At 62.6% G+C, this 20774-nt stretch carries 17 protein-coding genes; 7 read left to right on the forward strand and 10 right to left on the reverse strand.

Features of this window, described 5'->3' with window-relative positions:
* The first annotated feature begins 148 nt into the window (after window positions 1-148).
* Window positions 149-1513 carry an FAD/NAD(P)-binding protein gene (locus tag BM216_RS10170; RefSeq protein WP_092998700.1) on the forward strand — a complete coding sequence of 455 codons (1365 nt, stop codon included), beginning with the start codon at window positions 149-151 and terminating at the stop codon, window positions 1511-1513.
* 185 nt (window positions 1514-1698) lie between these two features.
* A complete protein-coding gene (locus BM216_RS10175; protein ID WP_092998702.1) occupies window positions 1699-2358 on the forward strand; it encodes a peroxiredoxin in 660 nt (219 codons plus the stop codon).
* A gap of 65 nt (window positions 2359-2423) precedes the next feature.
* Here BM216_RS10175 and BM216_RS10180 read toward each other — a convergent pair whose 3' ends face one another.
* The 8 genes from BM216_RS10180 to BM216_RS10215 form a co-directional block, all read right to left on the reverse strand.
* Window positions 2424-3365, reverse strand: coding sequence for an ABC transporter substrate-binding protein (locus BM216_RS10180; RefSeq protein WP_092998704.1), 942 nt, complete (start codon window positions 3363-3365; stop codon window positions 2424-2426).
* Between the two features lie 27 nt (window positions 3366-3392).
* The gene (locus tag BM216_RS10185; RefSeq protein ID WP_092998706.1) at window positions 3393-4427 is read right to left on the reverse strand and encodes a FecCD family ABC transporter permease; all 1035 of its coding nucleotides are present in this window, start codon (window positions 4425-4427) and stop codon (window positions 3393-3395) included.
* Window positions 4424-5419, reverse strand: a complete 996-nt coding sequence (locus BM216_RS10190) for a FecCD family ABC transporter permease (protein WP_092998708.1) — start codon at window positions 5417-5419, stop codon at window positions 4424-4426. Before BM216_RS10190 ends, BM216_RS10185 begins: the two co-directional genes overlap by 4 nt.
* On the reverse strand, window positions 5416-6216 hold the full coding sequence (locus BM216_RS10195) for an ABC transporter ATP-binding protein (protein WP_092998710.1): 801 nt from the start codon (window positions 6214-6216) through the stop codon (window positions 5416-5418). Before BM216_RS10195 ends, BM216_RS10190 begins: the two co-directional genes overlap by 4 nt.
* Before the next feature lie 9 nt (window positions 6217-6225).
* On the reverse strand, window positions 6226-8610 hold the full coding sequence (locus BM216_RS10200) for a TonB-dependent siderophore receptor (protein WP_092998712.1): 2385 nt from the start codon (window positions 8608-8610) through the stop codon (window positions 6226-6228).
* A 96-nt stretch (window positions 8611-8706) separates the two neighbouring features.
* Window positions 8707-9663 carry a FecR family protein gene (locus BM216_RS10205; protein ID WP_092998714.1) on the reverse strand — a complete coding sequence of 319 codons (957 nt, stop codon included), beginning with the start codon at window positions 9661-9663 and terminating at the stop codon, window positions 8707-8709.
* 80 nt (window positions 9664-9743) lie between these two features.
* Window positions 9744-10283: an RNA polymerase sigma factor gene (locus BM216_RS10210; protein WP_244530155.1), complete on the reverse strand. Its 540-nt coding sequence runs from the start codon at window positions 10281-10283 to the stop codon at window positions 9744-9746.
* Between the two features lie 168 nt (window positions 10284-10451).
* On the reverse strand, window positions 10452-13013 hold the full coding sequence (locus BM216_RS10215) for a GcvT family protein (protein WP_092998718.1): 2562 nt from the start codon (window positions 13011-13013) through the stop codon (window positions 10452-10454).
* 257 nt (window positions 13014-13270) lie between these two features.
* Between BM216_RS10215 and BM216_RS10220 the strand changes: the two genes are divergently transcribed.
* The 5 genes from BM216_RS10220 to BM216_RS10240 all read left to right on the forward strand — a co-directional run bounded on the left by BM216_RS10220 (window position 13271) and on the right by BM216_RS10240 (window position 18377).
* Window positions 13271-14113, forward strand: coding sequence for a metallophosphoesterase family protein (locus tag BM216_RS10220; protein ID WP_092999357.1), 843 nt, complete (start codon window positions 13271-13273; stop codon window positions 14111-14113).
* On the forward strand, window positions 14110-15279 hold the full coding sequence (locus BM216_RS10225) for an ABC transporter ATP-binding protein (RefSeq protein ID WP_092998720.1): 1170 nt from the start codon (window positions 14110-14112) through the stop codon (window positions 15277-15279). The genes BM216_RS10220 and BM216_RS10225 overlap by 4 nt, the downstream gene beginning before the upstream one ends.
* A 1-nt stretch (window position 15280) precedes the next feature.
* On the forward strand, window positions 15281-16213 hold the full coding sequence (locus BM216_RS10230; RefSeq protein ID WP_092999359.1) for a carbohydrate ABC transporter permease: 933 nt from the start codon (window positions 15281-15283) through the stop codon (window positions 16211-16213).
* Complete coding sequence (locus BM216_RS10235; RefSeq protein WP_092998722.1) at window positions 16210-17046, forward strand: carbohydrate ABC transporter permease; 837 nt, start codon at window positions 16210-16212, stop codon at window positions 17044-17046. The genes BM216_RS10230 and BM216_RS10235 overlap by 4 nt, the downstream gene beginning before the upstream one ends.
* A 62-nt stretch (window positions 17047-17108) precedes the next feature.
* A complete protein-coding gene (locus BM216_RS10240) occupies window positions 17109-18377 on the forward strand; it encodes an ABC transporter substrate-binding protein (RefSeq protein WP_092998724.1) in 1269 nt (422 codons plus the stop codon).
* A gap of 514 nt (window positions 18378-18891) precedes the next feature.
* On the opposite strand, the gene BM216_RS10245 is transcribed toward BM216_RS10240, so the two are convergent.
* Window positions 18892-19869, reverse strand: coding sequence for a substrate-binding domain-containing protein (locus BM216_RS10245; RefSeq protein ID WP_092998726.1), 978 nt, complete (start codon window positions 19867-19869; stop codon window positions 18892-18894).
* 74 nt (window positions 19870-19943) lie between these two features.
* The gene (locus BM216_RS10250) at window positions 19944-20744 is read right to left on the reverse strand and encodes a potassium channel family protein (RefSeq protein WP_092998728.1); all 801 of its coding nucleotides are present in this window, start codon (window positions 20742-20744) and stop codon (window positions 19944-19946) included.
* Window positions 20745-20774: the final 30 nt, after the last annotated feature.

The raw sequence follows: 20774 nt of genomic DNA on the forward strand, positions 1-20774 counted from the left end.
GTCCGCTTGGCCCGGCGCCACGCGCCAATCCGCGTCCGGCGTAAACTCGACCTCGCCGGTCTTGTCCTCGCGAGCCATTGCCTATCTAGTTGGAGTTGGAATCAGCAGCTCACAGGCTTCCAATCTGGCCGCCACATGGGAGGACGCCTTGATTTATGACGTCGTTATCGTCGGCGCGGGATTTTCCGCGATCGCCGTCACCTGTAACCTCATCCAGCAGCTACCGCCAACCGCTTCGATCGCCGTGATCGGCGATGATCCAGGGTTCGGGCGGGGCACTGCCTATCGCACCGAATTGCATCTTCACCGTCTCAATGTGCCCGCCGGCCGCATGAGCCTTCATCCTGATCAGCCTTCCGATTTCGTCGACTGGCTGAAGAGCCGCAACGTCCCGCTGCAGGAAGGCGATTTCGCATCGCGCGGCGACTACGGGCTTTATGTGCGCGATACGCTCGCGCGGCTGCTGCGCCGCAAGAACGAACGCTGCCGAGTGGATTTCATCAAGGCCAAGGCGTCGGGTTGTTTCGAACAGACCAGCCGGACGCTGATCTTCGACCTGAACAATGGCGACCAGATCGGCGCCAGGAACGTGGTCCTTTGCCTCGGTGTCGGTAATGCAAACCTGCCGGTGGATATCGCGGGGCTGTCGTCTGCCGTACGATCCCGTGTCGTTGAAAACCCCTGGCGGCTGTCATGGATGAACCGGGTCAGGCCGGAGGATTCCGTCTGTATCCTCGGGTCCGGGCTGACAATGATCGATCAGGTGCTTGCCTTGCGGGCCCATGGTCATCGCGGCCATATCGACGTTCTGTCGCGCCGTGGCCTGGCGCCGCTCGGGCATGTACGGACACCACCTCCCGCTGCCCAATTCGATATCGGCGCCCTGCCGACCAGGCTGAGCGAGCTGCTCAAGGTGCTTCGGGCCAGGAGCAGGACGGTCACGGACTGGCGGGCAGTCATGGATGGGCTGCGGCCCGTGACCCAGCAGTTGTGGCAGCGACTGCCGACGGAGGAGCGCCGGCGGTTCCTGCGTCACGTGCTCCCCTGGTGGAATGTCCACCGGCATCGCGTCGCACCGGACGTATATGCGCAGTTCGAGGCCTTGCTAAGCGAGGGTACCGTTCGGGTGAGGGCGGGTTTCCTCGGGGCGATCGAAGCCGACGGAAAGCGGTTGAAGCTCGCCTACCGTAAAAGGGGCAGCCAGGCTGCCGAGCAGGTCAGCGCCGACTGGTTGATCAACTGCACGGGGATGGAGCGCGCCGGCATCAGCCACTCGCCGCTCCTCGAAGAAATGCGCCGGCAGACGCTGATCGAAGCTGACCCGTTGAGGCTGGGCATCAGCGTGGACGACCGTTCGCGGGTCGTTTCGAAGAAGCTGAACGAGGAGATCGGCGCCTATGTCGTCGGGGCTCTTTCGGCCGGTCAGTTCTGGGAGATCACGGCGGTCCCCGACATCAGGGTACAGGCCAAGAAGGTGGCCACGGAGTTGGCGGCGAGAATATCATCATCTTGATCGGGTGGTGGGCCGCTACGGCGTGTTGGTGTCATCGTGGTGTCGGCCTAAGCATATAGAATTATATCTGCAATTTGGTTTTGATTGACGGGAGTTTATTTTCTTCTTTCATATGCGGGGAGCATTCTGGAACTCGTTTCCGTCATCATTTCGCGGTTTAATTGCACGTTCATTGGAGGACCAAAATGAGCTTACGCATCAACGATATCGCCCCGGACTTTCAGGCCGACACGACACAGGGCACGATCTCCTTCCACGAGTGGATCGGCGACAACTGGGCAGTGCTGTTCTCGCACCCGAAGAATTTCACGCCGGTCTGCACGACCGAGCTCGGCACCATGGCGGGCCTCGAGGGCGAATTCCGCAAGCGCGGCGTCAAGATCATCGGCATTTCCGTCGATCCGGTCGAAAGCCATGCCAAGTGGAAGGACGATATCCGCACCGCGACCGGCTTCGACGTCGAATATCCGCTGATCGGCGACAAGGACCTCAAGGTCGCGCAGCTCTATGACATGTTGCCGGCAAGCGCCGGATCGTCGTCGGAAGGCCGTACGCCCGCCGACAACGCCACGGTACGCTCGGTCTTCGTCATCGGCCCGGACAAGAAGATCAAGCTGATCCTCACCTATCCGATGACTACCGGCCGCAATTTCGATGAGATCCTCCGGGCGATCGACTCCATTCAGCTCACGGCCAAGCACCAGGTTGCGACGCCGGCCAACTGGAAGAATGGCGACGACGTGATCATCACGGCGGCCGTTTCCAACGAGGACGCGACACAGCGTTTCGGCTCGTTCGATACCGTACTGCCCTACCTGCGCAAGACGAAGCAGCCGTCCGCGTAAGGCCGTTCCATGATACTCCCGCGGCCCGAAAAGCGGGCCGCGGGCAAGTCTCTGTTCGATGGCGCCTATCGAAGCTTTTCCTCGAACTGGTCGAGCAGAAGCCCCGCCCCGCGAAAACTGGTCGGATAGACCTCGTAGCGCGAGAAGCTGAAAATACGCTTGTTCGCATAGGCATGCAGGAAATCGCGATAACCCGATGCGATGCGATCGAGGTCGTCGAACACGGTCTGCGGTGTGCCGCCGGTTTCCGGCAGGTAGGAGGTCACGATCAGGTCGGCATCGAGTTCGCCGATCAGTTCGGCGCCGATCGTCATCCGGCTCGTGCTTTGCGGGACTGTCTCGGTCAGAGCAACGCGCTGCAGGCCGAGGTCGTCGAGGACGGTCGTCAGCACGCCATATTCCTTGAGAACCGACAGCGTTCCATCCCGTCCATTGGTGAGGATCGCGGCATAGCTGCGGTCGGCGGTCGCCCCGGAAAGTTTTTCACGCAGCGCCTTGATGCGTGTCCGATAGGCTGCCTGCAATTCGTCGAAGCGCTGCTCCCTGCCGATCCAGCCGGCGAATTCGCGATAGAGTTCGAAGCCGGGCTTGCCGTTTTCGGCATTGAACATCAGCGTTGGCGCGATCGTCGAGAGCTGTTCTGCGAGCGCGGAATAATCTCCGGCATTGGCGACGATGAGATCCGGCCTCAGCGCCCGTATGCGTTCCAGATCCGGCTTGCCGTGGATCGATGCCAGCTCGACCTTGGTGAAGTCGAGGCCGAACAATTCCCGTCCTCCGCGAATGAACATGCTGCCATCCGCCGCCAGCCGGCCGTTGCTGGCGATCAGCGGCGCGCCAAGCTCCGTCGCCATCGCGGTCAGGGTCCAGTCATGCAGGGAGACGATCCGCTGCGGCGCGTCCGGTACCTCGACCACGCGGCCGTTATGGTCTGTCACACTTCTCGCATGCGCGACGGCGGCGAACGACGAGAGGAGGATCAGGAGGACAAGGAAAACGCTGCGCATTGGGAAAACCTCTTGTCTGGCGTTGGTCTATCGCACCTGGCGGGAAAGCCGCGCGGCGATGAGGAATGTGATGACACCGGCCACGGAAACCAGAATGCCGGCCGGCACGATGACCGGCAGGAAGAGCGTGCGGCCTGCCGTGTCGGCGGCAAGAAGCAGCAGGGCGCCGCACAGCATCGCGACCGGCAGCACTGCGCCCGGGCGTTCCCCGACAAGCCGCCTGGCGATATGGGCGCCGATCAGGCCGAGGAAGGAGATAGGCCCGACCGCTGCGACGATCGGGGCGACGAGGGCAGCGGCCAGCAGGGTGAAGAGCGGCAGCAGATATTTCGGCGAGGCGCCGATGCCGGCTGCCTGTTCGGCTCCGAGCAGGAGCGGCATCATCTGCCGGGACATGACGAGGGTCAGCGGCAGAAGGACGACTGCCCACAGGGCAACCATCGTCACGCTTGTGGCGGAAGCAACCGTCAGCGAGCCATGGGACCAGGCGAGCCAGCGGGCAAACTGCAGGATGCCGCCCTGGACCATGACGATCTCGATCATGGCGCTGAGCACGATGCCGACGGCGAGGCCGACCAGGATCAGGCCGCTGGGGGAGGCGAGCATGCGGGCGAGCATCAGCACGCCGATGGCCGTTGCCATGCCACCGCCGAGACCGGCAAGAGCGAGCCATTGTGGCGGCACCGAAAAGACGGTCGCCCCAAGCACCACTGCCGCCATCGTGCCCTGCGAAATGCCGAGCAGGCCGGGATCGGCAAGGCCGTTGCGGGAGACCACCTGGAGAATGTAGCCGGAGGCAGCGATCATCCCCCCGCCGAGCATGGCCATCGCCACCCGCGGCCAGCGCAGCGTCATGATGGCCGTGGTTTCCCGGTCGGACGGCACGAATGGCATCATCCAGCGCAGCAGGTCTTCGATCGAGAGCGTCGAGGAGCCGAGCTGAAGCGCGAAGAAGGCGGAGAGCAACAGGAGGGCGCACAAGCCGGCGACTATGAGCGCCGGCCTGGCCGTGCCAGGCAATCGATAGAGATCGCGACGCGTCTGATGGATGGCTCCTCTCACGCCCTGCGCCTCCGCTGCGTCGAGACGATGATCGCGAGAAAGGCGATGCCGCCTGCGAGCGCCATGACGGTGCCGACATTGAGGACACGCGGGGCAAGCAGGGTGCGGGAGACGATGTCGGCGCCGATGACGATGATGGCGCCGAGAACCGCGGTGAAGGCGATGGCCACGCGGCCGGTCTCTCCCATCAAAAGGCGTGCCATATGGGGCGCGACAAGGCCGACGAAGCCGATCGGCCCGACGATGCTGACGGCCGAGATGGACAGTGGGATGGTGATCGCCAGCACCGCCCAGCGAACCGTGCGAGTGTCGGCTCCGAGGCTTGCCGCCTGCTCCTCGCCCAGCGTCTGGAGATCGACGGCGCGCGACAGGGCCATGGCAAGGACGAGCCCGATGAGACCGACAGGCCAGAGAAACGCGAGCGGCTGGTAGTCGAAATTGCCAATATCGCCGACGAGCCAACTCATCAGGTCGCCGAAGCGATCCGGGTCGAGCGAGATGACGAAAGTGGTGACGGCGGAAAACAGCGTGGCCGTCATGGAGCCGCCGAGAACGAGCGACAGCGGGTCGCGCTTCTGGCCGCCGACGAGGCCGGCGATGAGAAAGGTCACGCAGATCGCCACCACGCCGCCCAGTAAGGCGGGCCAGAAGACCTGCGCTCCACCAAGGCCGAAGAAGAAGATGCCGAGGACCGCGAAGGTCACGGCGCCGCTGTTAATGCCGAGCGTCGAGGGCGAGACGAGGTCATTGCGCAGGATCTTCTGCAGCAGCAGGCCCGAGACGGCGAGAACGGTGCCCGCATAGCCGGCGACGACCAGCCTTGTCAGCCGCTGCTTGACGATGACGACATGCTGGTAATTGCGGGGATCGTAATCGAACAGCGCCTGCAGTACGAGATCCGGAGCAGACATGCGCGCGCCGGCGGCGAGATGCAGGCCTGCAAGCATCAGCATCGCCAGGAACATGGCGGCCAGCAGCACCCATGCCCTCATCGCAGGGCGCCTTCGGGCAGCAGCACGACGGCGCGGCCGATCTGCGTCGGGACGGTGCGGATGCCGTAGACCACCTCCACCCTGTCGACGGTCAGGACATCGCTTGGGTGCCCGTCGGCGACGATCTTTCCCTTGTCCATCAGGATGATGCGGTCGGCATAGAGGCTCGCCTGGGTCAGGTCGTGCAGGACGGCAACGACGGCGCGGCCGGCGGCCGCCTGTTTTCTCGCGACATCGAGAAGCGCGTATTGGTAGTTGAGGTCGAGATGGTTGGTCGGCTCGTCGAGCAGCAGGGCATTCGCGTCCTGGGCAAGCGTCATCGCCATGCGGCAGCGCTGCAATTGCCCGCCGGACAATTCGCCGACGCGGCGATCGGCGGATGTCTCGACATCCATGATGCGCATGGCATCCGCGATGTGTCGCTGGTCTTCCTTCGTGTTGGCGGTAAACCATCCCTCATGGGCGAAGCGCCCCATGCCGATCAGATCGCGCACTAGCATTCCGGCAGGCGCTTCGTTCGATTGGGCGAGAAGTGAGAGCTCGCGGGCGATCGCCCTGCGGCGCATGGAAGCGACCCGCTTGCCCTTCAGCAGGACATTTCCGCCCGACGGCGTGAGCAGCCCGGCCATCAGCTTCAGGGCGGTGCTCTTGCCGCAGCCGTTCGGGCCGACGATGGCGAGGAATTCGCCGGGCCGGACACCAAACGACATCGCTTCGATCACGGATTGCGATCCGTAATCGAAGCTGACGGTCTCCATGGAAAGGACGGGATCATCCCGCCTGTCGGTTGAGTTCATGAAGCGGTCTCAGAATGTCGCCTTGATCGCGGCCATGAAGTTCATCGGCGCGCCCGGATGGTTTTCCGTCCGGCTGGCGGTGCTCTCGATATAATCCTGATTGGTCAGGTTGCGGCCGATGAGCGAGAAGTCGAGGTTTTCGGTGACCTTGTAGGAGACCGAGGCATCTACCCGGTAATAGCCATCGACGAAGAAGCTGTTTTCCAGGTCGCCGGTGCGTTCGCCGACGGCAGTGATGCCGGCGCCGAGTTTCAGGCCTTCCAGCTTCCCCGTCTGGAACTCGTAGGTCGTCCAGAGGCTGCCGCTCCAATGGGGCGTCCCGATCAGCTGGTTGCCGACAGTCGACACCTCGCCAGGTTCCAAGTCGACCTTGTCCTTGGTGACCTCGGCATCGACATAGCCGAGCGACGCTATGATCTGCCAGCCGTCGGTGATCTCGCCGGTAACGTCGATTTCCGCGCCGCGGGAGCGCTGTTCTCCGATAAGTTCGGAGAAGTCGGTTTCATCGATGGCGACAGCGACATTCTTCTTGGTGATCTGGAATACCGAGAAGGTCGCGGATACGCGGTCGCTCAGGTCTGCCTTGACGCCCGCCTCGACCTGCCAGCCTTCCTCGGGATCCAATACCTGATTGTCCGTGCCAAGCGCGCTCTGTGGCATGAAGCTCGTGGCGTAGCTCGTATAGAAGGAGAGCCGGTCGGTCGGTTGATAAACGAGGCCTGCTCGCCAGGTCACCGCACCGCCATCGAAGGGCGGCTCCTCGTTGAAGTCGGAATTTACTTCGTGATCGAAATAGTCGTAGCGAATGCCGGCGAGCGCTTTCCACTGGTCGTTGAAATCGATCTGGTCCTGCAGATAGATCGACGAGGTGACGATATCCTGCACGTAGATATTGTTGATTCTCGGTGTCGGCTTCAGCGCGCCATAGACCGGATCATATATGTTGATCGGATCGATATTGGCTCGCGCCGACCAGAAGTCCATTCGTGAACGGACATGCTCTACCCCTGCCAGTACCGTGTGGCCGACGGTGCCCGTATCGAAGGTCATGATGCCTTCGAACTGCAGGTCGAGGTTGCTCATGTCCTCGACGCGATCCGAATATCGGCGGGTCATCAGGCTGCTGTCGTCGTCGTCCAGCCCTTGATAGTCGATGCCGGTGTCGTGCGTATAGGCATCATCGTAGCGGACGGTGCTGCGGAACTTCAGCCATTCCAGTGCCTGATGCTCGGCGGTCAACGCGATCCGGGTCTTGCGGCTGTCCACCATCGACCAGTCCTCGCCTAAGAAGCGGTGATAGGGGCCTACGATTTCATTGTCTGGTCCGACGATCAGGCCGCGGTCGAAGGGCTGCTTCTGGTGGGTGTTGTCGACGCTCAGGTTGACGCGCGTGTCCTCGTCCGGCGACCATTCCAGCACGCCGCCAATATATTGGCGCTCGCTGTCCTGCCGCTGGTCGATGAAGCCGCCTTCTCGTTGGGCAGCGCCGGTGATGCGTCCGGTCCAGGCGCCGTCCTCGCTGAGCGCGCCGCTTGCCGTCGCCTCGGCGCGGCGGAAGCCGTAGCTGCCGATCTGGGTGGTTGCTTCCGCAGTCAGTTCCTGCGTCGGCCGGCGTGTCACGATGTTGATCAGGCCGCCCGGTTCGCCGCGGCCGTAGAGAACCGAAGCCGGGCCTTTGAGCACTTCCACACGCTCGACGCCGGCGAGATCCGGATTGACTTCGGGCCGGCTGCCCGTAGCGTTCAGGACCGATCCGTCGATCGCGTAGGTATTGGAGGCAAAGCCGCGGGTGATGAAGGTGGCCGCGCGGTTGCCGGCGGTGGAGCTCTCGCGAACGTTCGACACGTTTTCCAGCGCCTGGGTCAGGCTCGTCGCCTGCTGGTCTTCCAGCACGCTGCGCTTGACCACCTGGATCGACTGCGGAACGTCACGTAGCGGTGTGTCGGTCTTGGTGCCGACCGAGCTTTCGGCAGCTTCATAGCTGCCGGGCGCATCGCCGCCCTGCAGGACGATCGCTTCCAGCGTCGTGGCATCGCCGCCGATTGCGGCCGAGCCCTGCTGCGGCGCAACGATGGTGACGGTGTCATTGGCGCCGAAGCGGTAAGTGAGGCCCGTGCCGGCGAGAAGCCGGCCGAGTGCCTGCTCCTTGGAAAGCTGGCCATTGACCGCGCTGCTTCTCAAGCCACCAGAGAGTTCTCCGTCATAGACGAGATTTACGCCTGTCAGTGTCGAATAGCGAACGAGAGCGGAAGAGACCGATTGTGCCGGGATCGAGAACTGCAGCACAGTCTGGGCAATCGCCTGGGGAACGACAGTGAGGATGGCAACCGTGCTCAACAGAAGGGCGCCGAGCCCGGCCCTGCTCATCTTTAACTTGGTCTTACGCACTGTCATCGCATGCCCCCGCACTACAACTCCGTCCCCGGCCAACAAGACGCCGTTGCCGTTGATTACGAACGGGGCGGAGAAAAACCTGAGTGGATCGGTAAATTATTTTCTGGCCGATACGAGCGTGATAATCGGCGTGTAGCTGGTGAGCGTGATCGGCAGGCCCTGTTCGAGCGTCAGGTCGATGCCCTCGATGTCCTTCAGGTCGATGACGATGGTGATGCGGCGTTGAGCCAGCTGCGGATCGCGGAGGATGAGATTGCCGCGCCGCCAGCGGTTTACTTCCGCTATCACTTCGCTCAGCGGCCGGGCCAGGAAGACAAGCTGGCGCGACCGCCAGGCAAGCCGGTTTCCAGCCTCTCCGGTGCCGATGGCGCCAAGCCTGCCGTTCTCCACATCGATGGCATCGCCTTCGCCGAGATCGATATGGCGGCCTCCGGCATCCACCCGCACCGTATGTTCCGTCACCGCCACGCTGGTGCGTTCCGACGTGATGCCGACGGAATAGGCTGTACCGAGTGCCGTGGCACGAACGTTGCCCGCCTGGACGATGAAGGGCCGCGCCGAATCCTCGGTCACGGAGAAAAACGCCTCGCCGTGGTGCAGGATGATGCGACGGACGGATGCGGTGATGTCGACGGAGATGGCGCTGGCGGCGGAAAGTTCGACACGCGAACCATCTTCCAGCATCACGGTTTCCAGCTCGCCGGTACCGGTGGAATAATCGGCACGGTCGAGGACGGTCCACGCCGTCAGGCCACCACCGGTCAGCAGTATGGCGGCACTCGTTGCCTTGAGGAGACCTCGACGCGAAACGCTCTTTTCTGTATGGCTCTTGTGAGATGGGACAATCTCGCTCCCGGCTATCGCCCAGAGCCTTTCCAGCCGCGCATAGGCTTGCGCATTGCGCGCGTCGGCCTCCAGCCAGTTGCGAAAGAGCGCGTAATCGGTCTGCGGCGTATCGTCGTCGAGGAGGCGCGCGAACCACATGGCCGCTTCACGTGCGGCGCGATCGCCGCCGTCTCCATCGCTGCCCATGTCGGCCGGTTCATCCATCATGTCGTGCCCAGTTGTGCCTGCATGCTACCTCAACGATCCGGGGTCCTGAAAATCTGGGTCCGGTTGTGATCGAAATCGTATCAGCGTGTGGCTTGCTGTGCCTGATCCAGGCGCTCCAGGGCCACGACCATGTGGCTGAAGACGGTCTTGGGGGAAATGCCGAGCTTGCGGCCAATTTCCACATAGGTCAGGCCATCAATACGGGCCATGACGAAGACTTCCTTCGCCCTTGGTGGAAGGCATGCGATCGCATCGGAAATGACCCGAAGGTTCTGACTGGCGATCGCATGATCTTCGGGCGTCGGCGTCGGATCCTTGATGAATTGCAGGTCGTCTATGCCACCGACGAAAGGTGCGACGCGCTCCCGGCGCTTAAAGTCGATCGCCAGATTGCGGCCTATCCTGACGACATAACCCGGCTGCAGCGGCCGATCGTTGAGATCGGCCCGGCGCTCCCACAGGCGCAGGAACGTATCCTGCACCAGATCTTCAGCCGTCGCCGGTGATTTCACCATTCTCGCGATCGTCGAAAGGAGAACCTTTCGCAAGCTGAGGAAGGTGGAGACGATTTCTGCGGAATAGGCCGTTTGCATGGTGATCGAGCTACCAGCCGTGTGCACTGCACACAAGAAATATTCGTCCTTTTGTCAAGTTTTTGAAAGCCTGTCCGGCACGACTGTTGCAGCTACGCCATTGGTTGAGCGCGAAACGGAAAAGCCGGTGATCGCTGCTGCAATCACCGGCTTTTTCATGTGTCTTCCTGAGCTTTCTGGTTGCCGTCGCGGCAGTCAGGTCCTGGGCTTCAGATTTTCCGGATCGTAGATCGGTTTGTAACCGACGCCGACCACCTCGACCGGATAGGTCTCGGTAAAATATTCGACATTCAGCTTGCGGCCGACCTGGGCGTAGTCGTGCGGAAGATAGGCGAGGGCGATGTTCTTGCCGACGGTCGGGCCATAGGCGACCGAGGTCGTGTAGGAGATGCGGCCGAGCTCGTCGACCAGCGTCTTGCCGGTCTCCGGATCCATGACCGGCATGGAACCGACCGGGTAGCGTTTTACGCCCTTGGCATCCGTGTTTTCGGTCATGACCAGGGTGCAGAGCATGGCCGGCTGGTTGGCGCGGGCCTTAAATTCCAGATGTTTCGCCTTGCCGCGGAAATCGGCTTCCTTGACCTTCGGACGGGCAAGATCGGCTTCGATCAGGTTGTACTGGGTGAGCAGATCGCCGTTCTGCAGTCGCAGCGACTTTTCCATGCGGCGCGAATTGGCATAGGTCTCGACGCCGAAGGCCATCACGCCGGTTTCGCGCAGCGCATCCCAGACGGCGAGGCCGTCCTCGTATTTCATGTGCAGTTCCCAGCCCTGCTCGCCGACATAGGAAATGCGGAAGGCGGATACGGCTTTGCCGGCGATCTCGATCGGCTTGATGGCGGCGAAGGCGAAGTTTTCGATGTCGAGGCCGGTAGGATCGGCGACCACCTTCTTCAGCGTATCGCGGGCGTTCGGGCCCCAGATGCCGATGGTGACGAATTTTTCCGAGACGTCGGTAATGGTGACGTCGAGGCCGCGATCCTCGGCGACGCGCTTCATGTAGTGGAAATCGCGCGGGCCGGCATCTGCGCCGTTCACCAGACGGCAGCGATCCTCCATGCGGAAGACGGTGAAGTCGGCGCGCACCATGCCCTCGTCGTCGAGGAAGTGGGTATAGATGCCCTTGCCGATATTGGCGTCGCCGCCGATCTTGGCCGCACAGAGCCATTCGAGCAGCTCGACATGGTCGGGGCCTTCGATATCGACCATATGGAAATGCGAGAGATTGACGATGCCGCAATCCTCGCTCATCGCCAGATGCTCGGCATTGGAGACGCGCCAGAAATGGCGATTGTCCCATTCGTTCTCGCGCACCGGCACTTGGTTGGCGTATTTTTCCAAGAGATGCTCGTTGGCGGCGTAGCCATGGGCACGCTCCCAGCCGCCGAGTTCCATGAAATACCCGCCGAGTTCCTTCTCGCGCTCATGGAAAGGCGAGCGCTTGGCGCCGCGGCCGGTCGCATAGGGCTCGCGCGGATGGACCGCCGGGAAGTAGATCTTCTGGGCCGCCTCGCGGGTGCGGCCCTCGATGAACTCTTCCGTCAGCTGATGCGGGTAGAAGCGGGAATAGTCGATCGAGTTGTGGTCGATCTCCGTTCGTCCATCGGTCATCCAGTCGGCGATCAGCTTGCCGTAACCGGGGCCGTCCTTGACCCAGATGGCGACGCAATACCAGAGGCCGCGCACCTTCTGGCTCTCGCCGCAGGAGGGGCCACCGGCGGCGGAGACCTGCAGCAGGCCGTTGAAGGAATGGCCCTCGTTATAGCCGAGTTCGCCTAGGATCGGGGTCAGTTCCATCGCCTTTTCCAATGGCGTCAGGATCTGTTCCATGTCGAGGTCGCGCTGCGAGGGCGACAGGCGCGCCTCGTGCTTTTCGAGGATATCGCGCGGGTGGCAGAGACGCGGATTGTCGGTCTCGTAATACCCCCATTCGATCTGCCCACCCTCGGTCGTGTTCGGGTCGCCGGTGTCGCGCATATAGGCGGAATTGCCCTGGTCGCGCAGCAGCGGATAGCCGATCTCCTTGCCCGTGCCGGCAAATTCGTTATAGGGCCCGAAGAAGGTGAGCGGGTGATCGACCGGCATGACCGGCAGGTCCTCGCCCACCATTTCGGCGATCAGGCGGCCCCAGATGCCGGCGCAGACGATGACGTGATCGGCCATGATCGTGCCGCGATGGGTGACGACGCCCTTGATGCGGCCGCCTTCGACGATCAGCGAGGTCGCCGGCGTATTGCCGAAGACCTTCAGCTTGCCGGCCTTTTCGGCGGCATCAACCAGCTTGCCGGCAACGGTCTGCGAGCGCGGGATGACAAGGCCGGCGTCGGGATCGAACATCCCGCCCTGGACCTGATCCTCCTCGATCAGCGGGAAGAGCTTCTTGATCTCGGCGGGCGAGACATAGTGGGCGCGAGTGCCAAAAGCCTTGGCGGAGGTCAGCTTGCGCTTGATCTCTTCCATCCAGGTGTCGTCGCCGGTGCGGGCGACTTCCAGGCCGCCGATGCGGGCGTAGTGGCCCATCTTTTCGTAGAAATCGATCGAATATTGCGTGGTCCAGACCGACAGATAGTCGTGGCTCGTCGTGTAGCAGAAGTCGGAGGCATGGGCGGTCGAGCCGATATCGGTCGGGATGCCGGACTTGTCGATGCCGACGATGTCGTCCCAGCCGCGCTCCACCAGATGGTGGGCGATGGACGCACCGACGATGCCGCCCAGACCGATGATGACCACTTTTGCCTTGGTTGGAAATTCTGCCATTGCCCGACTCCTGAATATGCGGAGGGACATTAGCGACAGTTCGTGACGCAGCCCAGTCGATATACGACACGCGACGCCCCTTCATCCGTCATCGGATCAGCGCGTGGCATGGGGAAAAGCCGGTCATGAAGAATTTATGAACAAAATGAAACACGACTGGAAAGCGCTGTTACCTGCCTGACATGGGAGGAGACTAAAGAGGCCGCCAACACCGCCCCCGCACGAGGGGCGTCATGACGACAGAAAGCGGCCTTGCCATGAAAATCATCCAGATCACCGACACCCATTTCAGCCCGGAAAAGACCCATTTCAACGGCAACTGGGCGCCGCTCCTGACCTGGATCGAAGACCAGAAGGCCGACCTCGTCATCCATACCGGCGACCTTTCGGTCGATGGCGCCGACAAGGCGGACGACATCACCTTCTCGATGGACCTGATGCGCCAGGTCTCGACCCCCATGCTGATCGTGCCGGGCAATCACGATGTCGGCCACTTCGCCGACATGAGCCAGCCCGTCAATGCCGAGCGCCTGAAACGCTGGCGGGACCTGACGGGTGGGGATCGTTTCGTCGAGGATGCGAACGGCTGGCGTTTCGTTGGGTTCAATGCGCTTCTTCTCGGTCACGAGGACGAAGAGGAAGAAGCGCAGTTCGAATGGCTGCGGACCGCATTCGAGGAGCGCAACGGACGCCGGCTGGCGCTGTTTTCTCACAAGCCGCTGTTTGTCGACGAACCCCATGAAGGCGATACCGGCTATTGGGGTTTCCGCCCGGCCCAGCGCAAGCGCCTCTACGAACTGATGGCCGCCCATGACGTGGCGCTGTTCGCCAGTGGTCATCTCCATTGGGCCTGGAAGGGCAAGTTCGAGAACACGTCGATCGTCTGGGGCCCCTCGGCCGCCTTCGTCATCGACAAGCTGGAACGCGAAATGCCGGGCGAGCGCCTGGTCGGCGCCGTCGTCCATGAATTCAACGACGACGTGACGAGCGACATCGTCGCTGTTCCGGGCATGACCGCCCATTACATCGATGACGTCATCCACGAAGTCTACCCGCAATCGGCTCCCAAGGCCCGCGCGAACGAGGAAGCGGCGGAATGACCACGCTCAGCCTTTCCAACATCGAAAAATCCTTCGGCGGCAACCAGATTCTCAAGGGCGTCAGCCTCGATGCGCAGCCGGGCGAGTTCATCGCGCTGGTTGGCCCGTCTGGCTGCGGCAAGAGCACGCTTCTGCGCATCCTTGCTGGTCTCGACAGCGCCGATAGCGGCGAGATCGTCATCGACGGCCGCGAGGTCAGCCGGACGCAGGCGGCCGACCGCAATGTCGCGATGGTCTTCCAGTCCTACGCCCTCTATCCGCATCTGACGGCCGCGCAGAACATCGCCGTGCCGCTGGTCATGCGCCGGCTGACGCGAACGCAGCGCATTCCTTTCGTCGCGCCTCTCATGCCCGGCCAGCGCCAGGCCGTCGCCGACATCCATCGCGACGTGCGCGAGATGGCCGCCTCGCTCAAGATCGACCATCTTCTCGACCGCAAGCCCGGCCAGATGTCCGGCGGCCAGCGCCAGCGCGTGGCGCTTGCCCGCGCCATGGTGCGCCGCCCGGCCGTCTTCCTGATGGACGAACCGCTGTCCAACCTCGATGCAAACCTGCGTGTCCACGCCCGCGGCGAGATCGTCGAGCTGCATCGCCGCGCCGGTGTGCCGACAGTCTATGTCACGCATGATCAGGCCGAAGCCCTGTCGATGGCCGACCGCGTCGCCGTGATGATCGGCGGCTCGCTGCTGCAGCTCGCCCCGCCGCAGGTGATCTACGACGATCCGCAGCATATCGAGGTCGCCAAATTCGTCGGCCAGCCGCGCATCAATCTCGTCGCCTCGCATGTGGGTGAAAACGGTATCGTTACGCTCGGCACCGAACGCTGCGTGCTCGCCGACCGCAGCTTGGCCGGCGATACGCCGGTCACGCTCGGCGTCCGCTCGGAATTCGTCAAAGTCTCCCGCTCCGGTGAGGCCGGGCTTCCGGCCCATGTCGAGCGCGTCGAATTCCTCGGCTCCGAAATCATCGTCTACAGCAAGCTCGATGCGATCGGCGAAATCATGATCGCCAAGGTCTCTCCAGCGGAAGGCGCGGGTCTTGCCGCCGGCATGCCGATCCGCCTTTCCGCTTCCGCAGAGCACATCTTCGTCTTCGGCGCCGATGGCGTCCGCCTTCCGTCTGCGCCGCTCGTCGAGAACACGGTCAGGGAGGCGGCCCATGGCTGACATGGCCGCAACCTCTATCGGTCAGGTGCCCGCGGCTGCGAAAGCCCGGCGCTCCGCCGCCGAACGGCAGGAGGCCCGTGCCGGCCTCATGCTGTCGCTGCCGGCGATCTTCCTCGTTTTCCTGTTCATCATCCTGCCGGTCGGCGCGGTGATCCTTCTCGGCTTCACCAATTTCGAACTCGGCTATCCGACCTTCGAATTCGTTGGCTTCGAGAATTATGTCGAACTGTCCGACGACCGCACCTTCCTGAAGTCGCTGTGGAACACGACCGTCTATGCGGCGATCGTAACCCCTATCTCGATCTTCATGGCGCTCGGTCTCGCGATGCTGATGGAGGCCGAAGGCATCGGGCGCTCCTTCTTCCGCACCGCCTATTTCCTGCCGGTCGCCTCGCTGCTCGTCGCCATGGCGACCGTCTGGCAATATCTCTTCCACCCGACCATCGGCCCGATCAACACGATGCTCGCCATGATCGGCATCGCCGGTCCGAACTGGCTCGGCTCCGGCGGGATGGTGCTCTACAGCCTGTCGATCATCGGCGTCTGGCAGTCGGTCGGCTTCAATCTCGTGCTCTTCCTCGCCGGCCTCACCGCCATCCCGCGCGAACTCTATTCCGCTGCCGAGGTGGATGGCGCCAAATCCGGCTGGGACCGGTTCCGGCTGGTCACCTGGCCGATGCTCGGACCGACCACGCTCTTCGTCACCACGATCAGCGTCATCAACTCGGTCAAGGTGTTCGAGACGGTCAAGACGCTCACCGAAGGCGGCCCCAACAAGGCGTCCGAAGTGCTGCTCTACACGATCTACCAGGAAGGTTTCGTCTATCTGCGCGTCGGTTACGCCTCGGCCATGACGGTGGTGTTCCTCGCCATTCTCGTCGTCCTGATGTTCATCCAGTACCGCGTCCAGGACAAGCAGGTGCATTACTCATGAGCCCGAACGTCTTCACCTTCGGCCGCGTCGTCCGGCTCTCGATCCTCAGCCTTGGCGCTCTCGTCTTCCTGGCGCCTTACATCTTCATGATCTCGACAGCCGGCAAGGCGCAGAGCGATATCTTCACCTCGTCGCTCAATCTCATCCCGCAGCACTGGTTCTATGCCGAAAACTTCGCCAAGGCCTGGTCGCGTGTGCATATGCCGACGCTGCTGTTCAACGGCGTCATGGTCTGCCTGATGATCCTGGTCATCCAGGTGGTGATCGCCATCCCCTGCGCCTACGCGATGGCCAAGCTGAAGTTCCGCGCCGCCAAGGTCATGATGGTGCTGGTCATGCTCGGCCTGCTGGTGCCGATCCATGCCACCGCGCTGCCGCTCTATGTCGCCTTCGACCGGGTCGGCGCGCTCAACAGCTACATGGCGCTGGTCGCTCCCTTCTCGATCTCGGTCTTCGGCATCTTCCTGTTCCTGCAGTTCTTCCGCGCCATGCCGGACGACCTGATCCACGCCGCACGCCTCGACGGCATGAGCGAGATCGGCGTCATCGCCCGGGTCATCGTGCCGAATGCCTGGCCGGCGATCACGGCCTTCTCGATCTTCTCGGTCGTCGCCCATTGGAACGACCTCTACTGGCCACTGATCGTCGTCTCGAACCAGGCCTATGCCACGCCGCCGCTCGGTCTTCTCTACTTCCGCGCCGCGGAAGCGGGCGACGACTACGGCGCGCTGATGGCGGCCACCCTGATCATCACTTCCCCTCTCGTCGGCGCCTTCCTGCTTGCGCAGAAACGCTTCGTCGAAGGGATCACCATGACCGGTCTCAAGGGCTGAACCCGAAGCCCGGTCGTCCATACCCAAGCCTAAACAAGCCGCCCCGAAACAGGAGCAATGCGATGAAGCATTTCACCAAGATCCTCGCCGCTGCGACCGTCGCAATGACGTTCTCGCTGCCGGCCCATGCAGAAACCACGCTCACCGTGCATTACCCGATGCCCGGTTTCTTCAAGGACGTGATGGACACGATCTCGAAGAAGTTCATGGAAGAGAACCCGGATATCAAGATCCAGTTCGCCAACCCTTCCGCGACCTACGAGGAAGGTATCCAGACGATCATGCGCCAGGTCGGCACGTCCGAAATGCCGGACCTGACCTTCATCGGCCTGAACCGTCTGCGCATGGCCGACGAGCGCGGCATTCCGGTCGACATGGCACCGATGATCGCCAAGGACAAGGCGACGATGGCCGAGCAGGGCTTCTCCGACACCATCCTCAAGCTCGCCCAGGTCAACGGCAAGCAGGTCGGTCTCGCCTTCGCGACGTCGAACCCGATCATGTACTACAATGCCGATCTGGTGAAGGCCGCCGGCGGCAACCCGGACCAGCCGCCGAAGACCTGGGACGGGGTCATCGCACTCGGCGCCAAGATCAAGGCGCTCGGCAACGGCGTCGATTCCGTCGACTTCCGCTGGCAGGGCGACGACTGGATGTTCTCCGCGCTCCTGTTCGGCGCCGGCGGCACCATGTTGTCGGAAGACGAAAGCAAAGTGACGTTCAACGAAGAGCAGGGCCAGAAGGCCATGACTGTCGTCGACCGTCTCGTCAAGGAAGCCGGCATGCCGGTCTTCACCAAGCAGGCCGGTGAGCAGGCCTTCGTCGCCGGCAAGGTCGGTTTTGCCTTCCAGACCACCGGCGCACTGCGCAACACGATCAAGAACGTGGGCGACAAGTTCGACCTGCGTACCGCCGAAATCCCGCTTCTCGACCCGGAAAACGGCAAGCTGCCGACCGGCGGCAACGCTGTCGTCATCCTGACTAAGGATGCGGCCAAGCAGGAAGCTGCCTGGACCTTCGCCAAGTTCGCTGCCGGTCCCTACGGTGCCTCTGTCGTCGTTCCGGGCACGGGCTACGTTCCGAACAACGAGCTGGCTGCAAAGTCGCCTGAATATCTCGGCGAGTTCTACCAGAAGAACCCGCTGTTCCAGGCCGGCCTGAAGCAGATGCCGCGGATGATCCCGTGGTACGCCTTCCCGGGCTCGAACGGCGTCCGCGTCACGCAGACGATCGTCGACAACACCGCCCGCGTCGTAGACCAATCGGCCACGCCGGAAGAGGCTCTCGAAGACGCCGCCAAGGAAGTAAAGCGCCTGCTGCCGCGCAGCTAAGCTATCGCTTGCTAGGAAGATACCAGCCGCCGGACCGAAAGGTCCGGCGGTTTTTTGCTTTTTGCATATCCCTCATCGTCCACCCCATCCGAACCTATGCCTACAATCTCCGTGCTTCCGTCGCCGGAGTGTTTCGCGAGACGTTCGCGGGCAGGCGGGAGCCGGCGCTTTCGTCCGAACCGTAACGTGCGGCAAGGGCGAAAGGGGTGAAACTCATGGAGGGCGCGGCGTCAAAACCGGGCTTTCCTATCAAGCCTTCCCCTGGCAGCCATGCCGGGTTCGGTTGAGCCGTCCAAGTGTGGGCAACCACATGCAGCGAGGCGAGAGGATCATCCGTAGGGGCCGGAAGCCCCGACAAAACGCCGAAGGCCACGCATATGCGGAGCCAACTTACTTACATTCCCTGAGGCCCCACATATGCGTGCGCTTCTCCGGATCGGTCTTTGAAAACCTCGGCAGCAGGCTGCGCGGGAAGGTGAGAAGTATGCGCTATCGGCTTTCGGCGGCAACACCGTCAAATCGCCCGCACTGTCCCGCCGCGTCTGAGCGAATAGGCCACTTCGAGATGGCGCGGCTGGGCGGCATTCTCTGCGATGTCGAGCAGCAGCGAGGCGGCGGCGGCGCCCATGCTGGCGTCGGGCATCTCGACCGTCGTCAGCGGCGGATCCATCATCCGGCCAAGCGAGATGCCGTCGAAACCGGCCACCGAGACGTCGCCCGGCACGGACAGTCCCTCGCGGCGCAGCGCCCCGATGACGCCGAAGGCGAGAAGGTCGTTGGAGGCGATTATCGCGGTCGGGCGGATATCAGCCATGGTGGTGCTGAGATCCAGCATGTCGTAATCGCCGACGAAGGAAATCTGCATGGCGGGGAGCGGCAGGACGCCGGTCTCCACCATCGCCTGACTATAGCCCTGATAACGAAGGCGGGCCCGGTCGGAGGCGGCGAAACTGCCGGAAACGAAGAGAATGCGCTCGTGGCCGAATTCCCGCAGCAATCTCGCAAGTTCGTGGCCTGCCTTGAAATTGTCAACCGTGACGGCAGAGGGGAAGCGATCGGTCGGGCGGTTGTGGAGCAGGACCGTCGGCGGCAGCGGCAGGCCGAGCACGTCGCTCCTGTCGGGGCTGCAGAGTGTGAGGATCAGGCCCGTCGGTTTCTCGTTGAGCAGGGCGGCCACAGCATCCAGTTCGCGGGCGGGATCATAGTGCGACTGGGCGATCAGCACGCCGTGGCCGGCCATCAGCATGCGGTTCTCGATACTGGACAGCGACGAGGAGAAGACCGGATTGGTGATGCTCGGGATCAGTACGCCGACGACGAGGCGTCGGCCCGACTTGCCGCCGGCGACCGTGTGTCGATAGCCAAGCTCAGCCGCCGCACGGCGCACCTTGCGCAGCATCGCCTCGCTGACGGATCCTTTCAGCGTCAGGGCCCGGCTTGCTGTCGCGGGCGAACATCCGGCTCTGGCCGCAACTTCCTGCAGGGTCGTCAAGTCTCGTGCCTCTTTGCGATCTGAGCTTCGCCTATAGCACAATTCGCTTATCGAGCGCTCTTTCGTGCGATGGGCTAGTGGCCCTCGTCGGGAATGTTCAAAAGATTGCCGCAGGCCTTGCAATGCACGGCATCCGCATCATGTTTCTGCAGCCCGCAATCGGGGCATTGGAATGTCACCTTGTTCGGCCGGATGATCGCCTGGGCCAGCCGGACGAAGAGCGAGATGCCGATGATCATGGTGATGACCGAGGTCAGCTTGCCGAGCGTGCCGGGCAGCGTGATGTCGCCGAAACCGGTCGTGGTGATGGTCGCGACGGTGAAATAGAGCGCATCGACGAAACCCTCGCCGCTCGGGCGGTCATAGAAGAAGGTCGTGTAGACGAAGCCGGTGACCATAAAGAGGAAGACGAGGAAGTTCAGGCAGGCGCGGGTGACGTCCTGCAGATGAGAACAGCCGAAACGTCGCATGACCTCCTTCAGCAGCGGGCTGCGGCCGATCGCCCAGATGCGCATGACCCGCAGGAAGGCGAAGTTGAACAGGATGTCGGGAAAGAGCAGCGTGCCGAGGATGACAAGGTCGATCCACGTCATCGGCATCTTGAGGAAGCGGCCGATCGAAGGTGCCGCGAGCGACCGCGCCAGAAGTTCGACCGCCACCCAGACGGCGATCATGTAGTCGATGATCAGATAGGACGGCCCGTCGCGCAGATAGGGACCGAGCAGGAAGAAGGCGAGGATCGCAAGGTCGATAAAGGCAAGCAGCCCCTGCCAGCGCAAGGCCCAGGTATCGCGCCCCCGGGCTATGCGCCGGATGGTCTCGCGAGCGGGAACGATACCGAAACGCGAACTGCTTTGTGTGCCTTGAGAATCCATCGATCCTAAATATTAGTCGCAGGCAATTGG

This window comes from Rhizobium sp. NFR07, from assembly GCF_900111905.1.
Lineage (GTDB): Bacteria > Pseudomonadota > Alphaproteobacteria > Rhizobiales > Rhizobiaceae > Neorhizobium.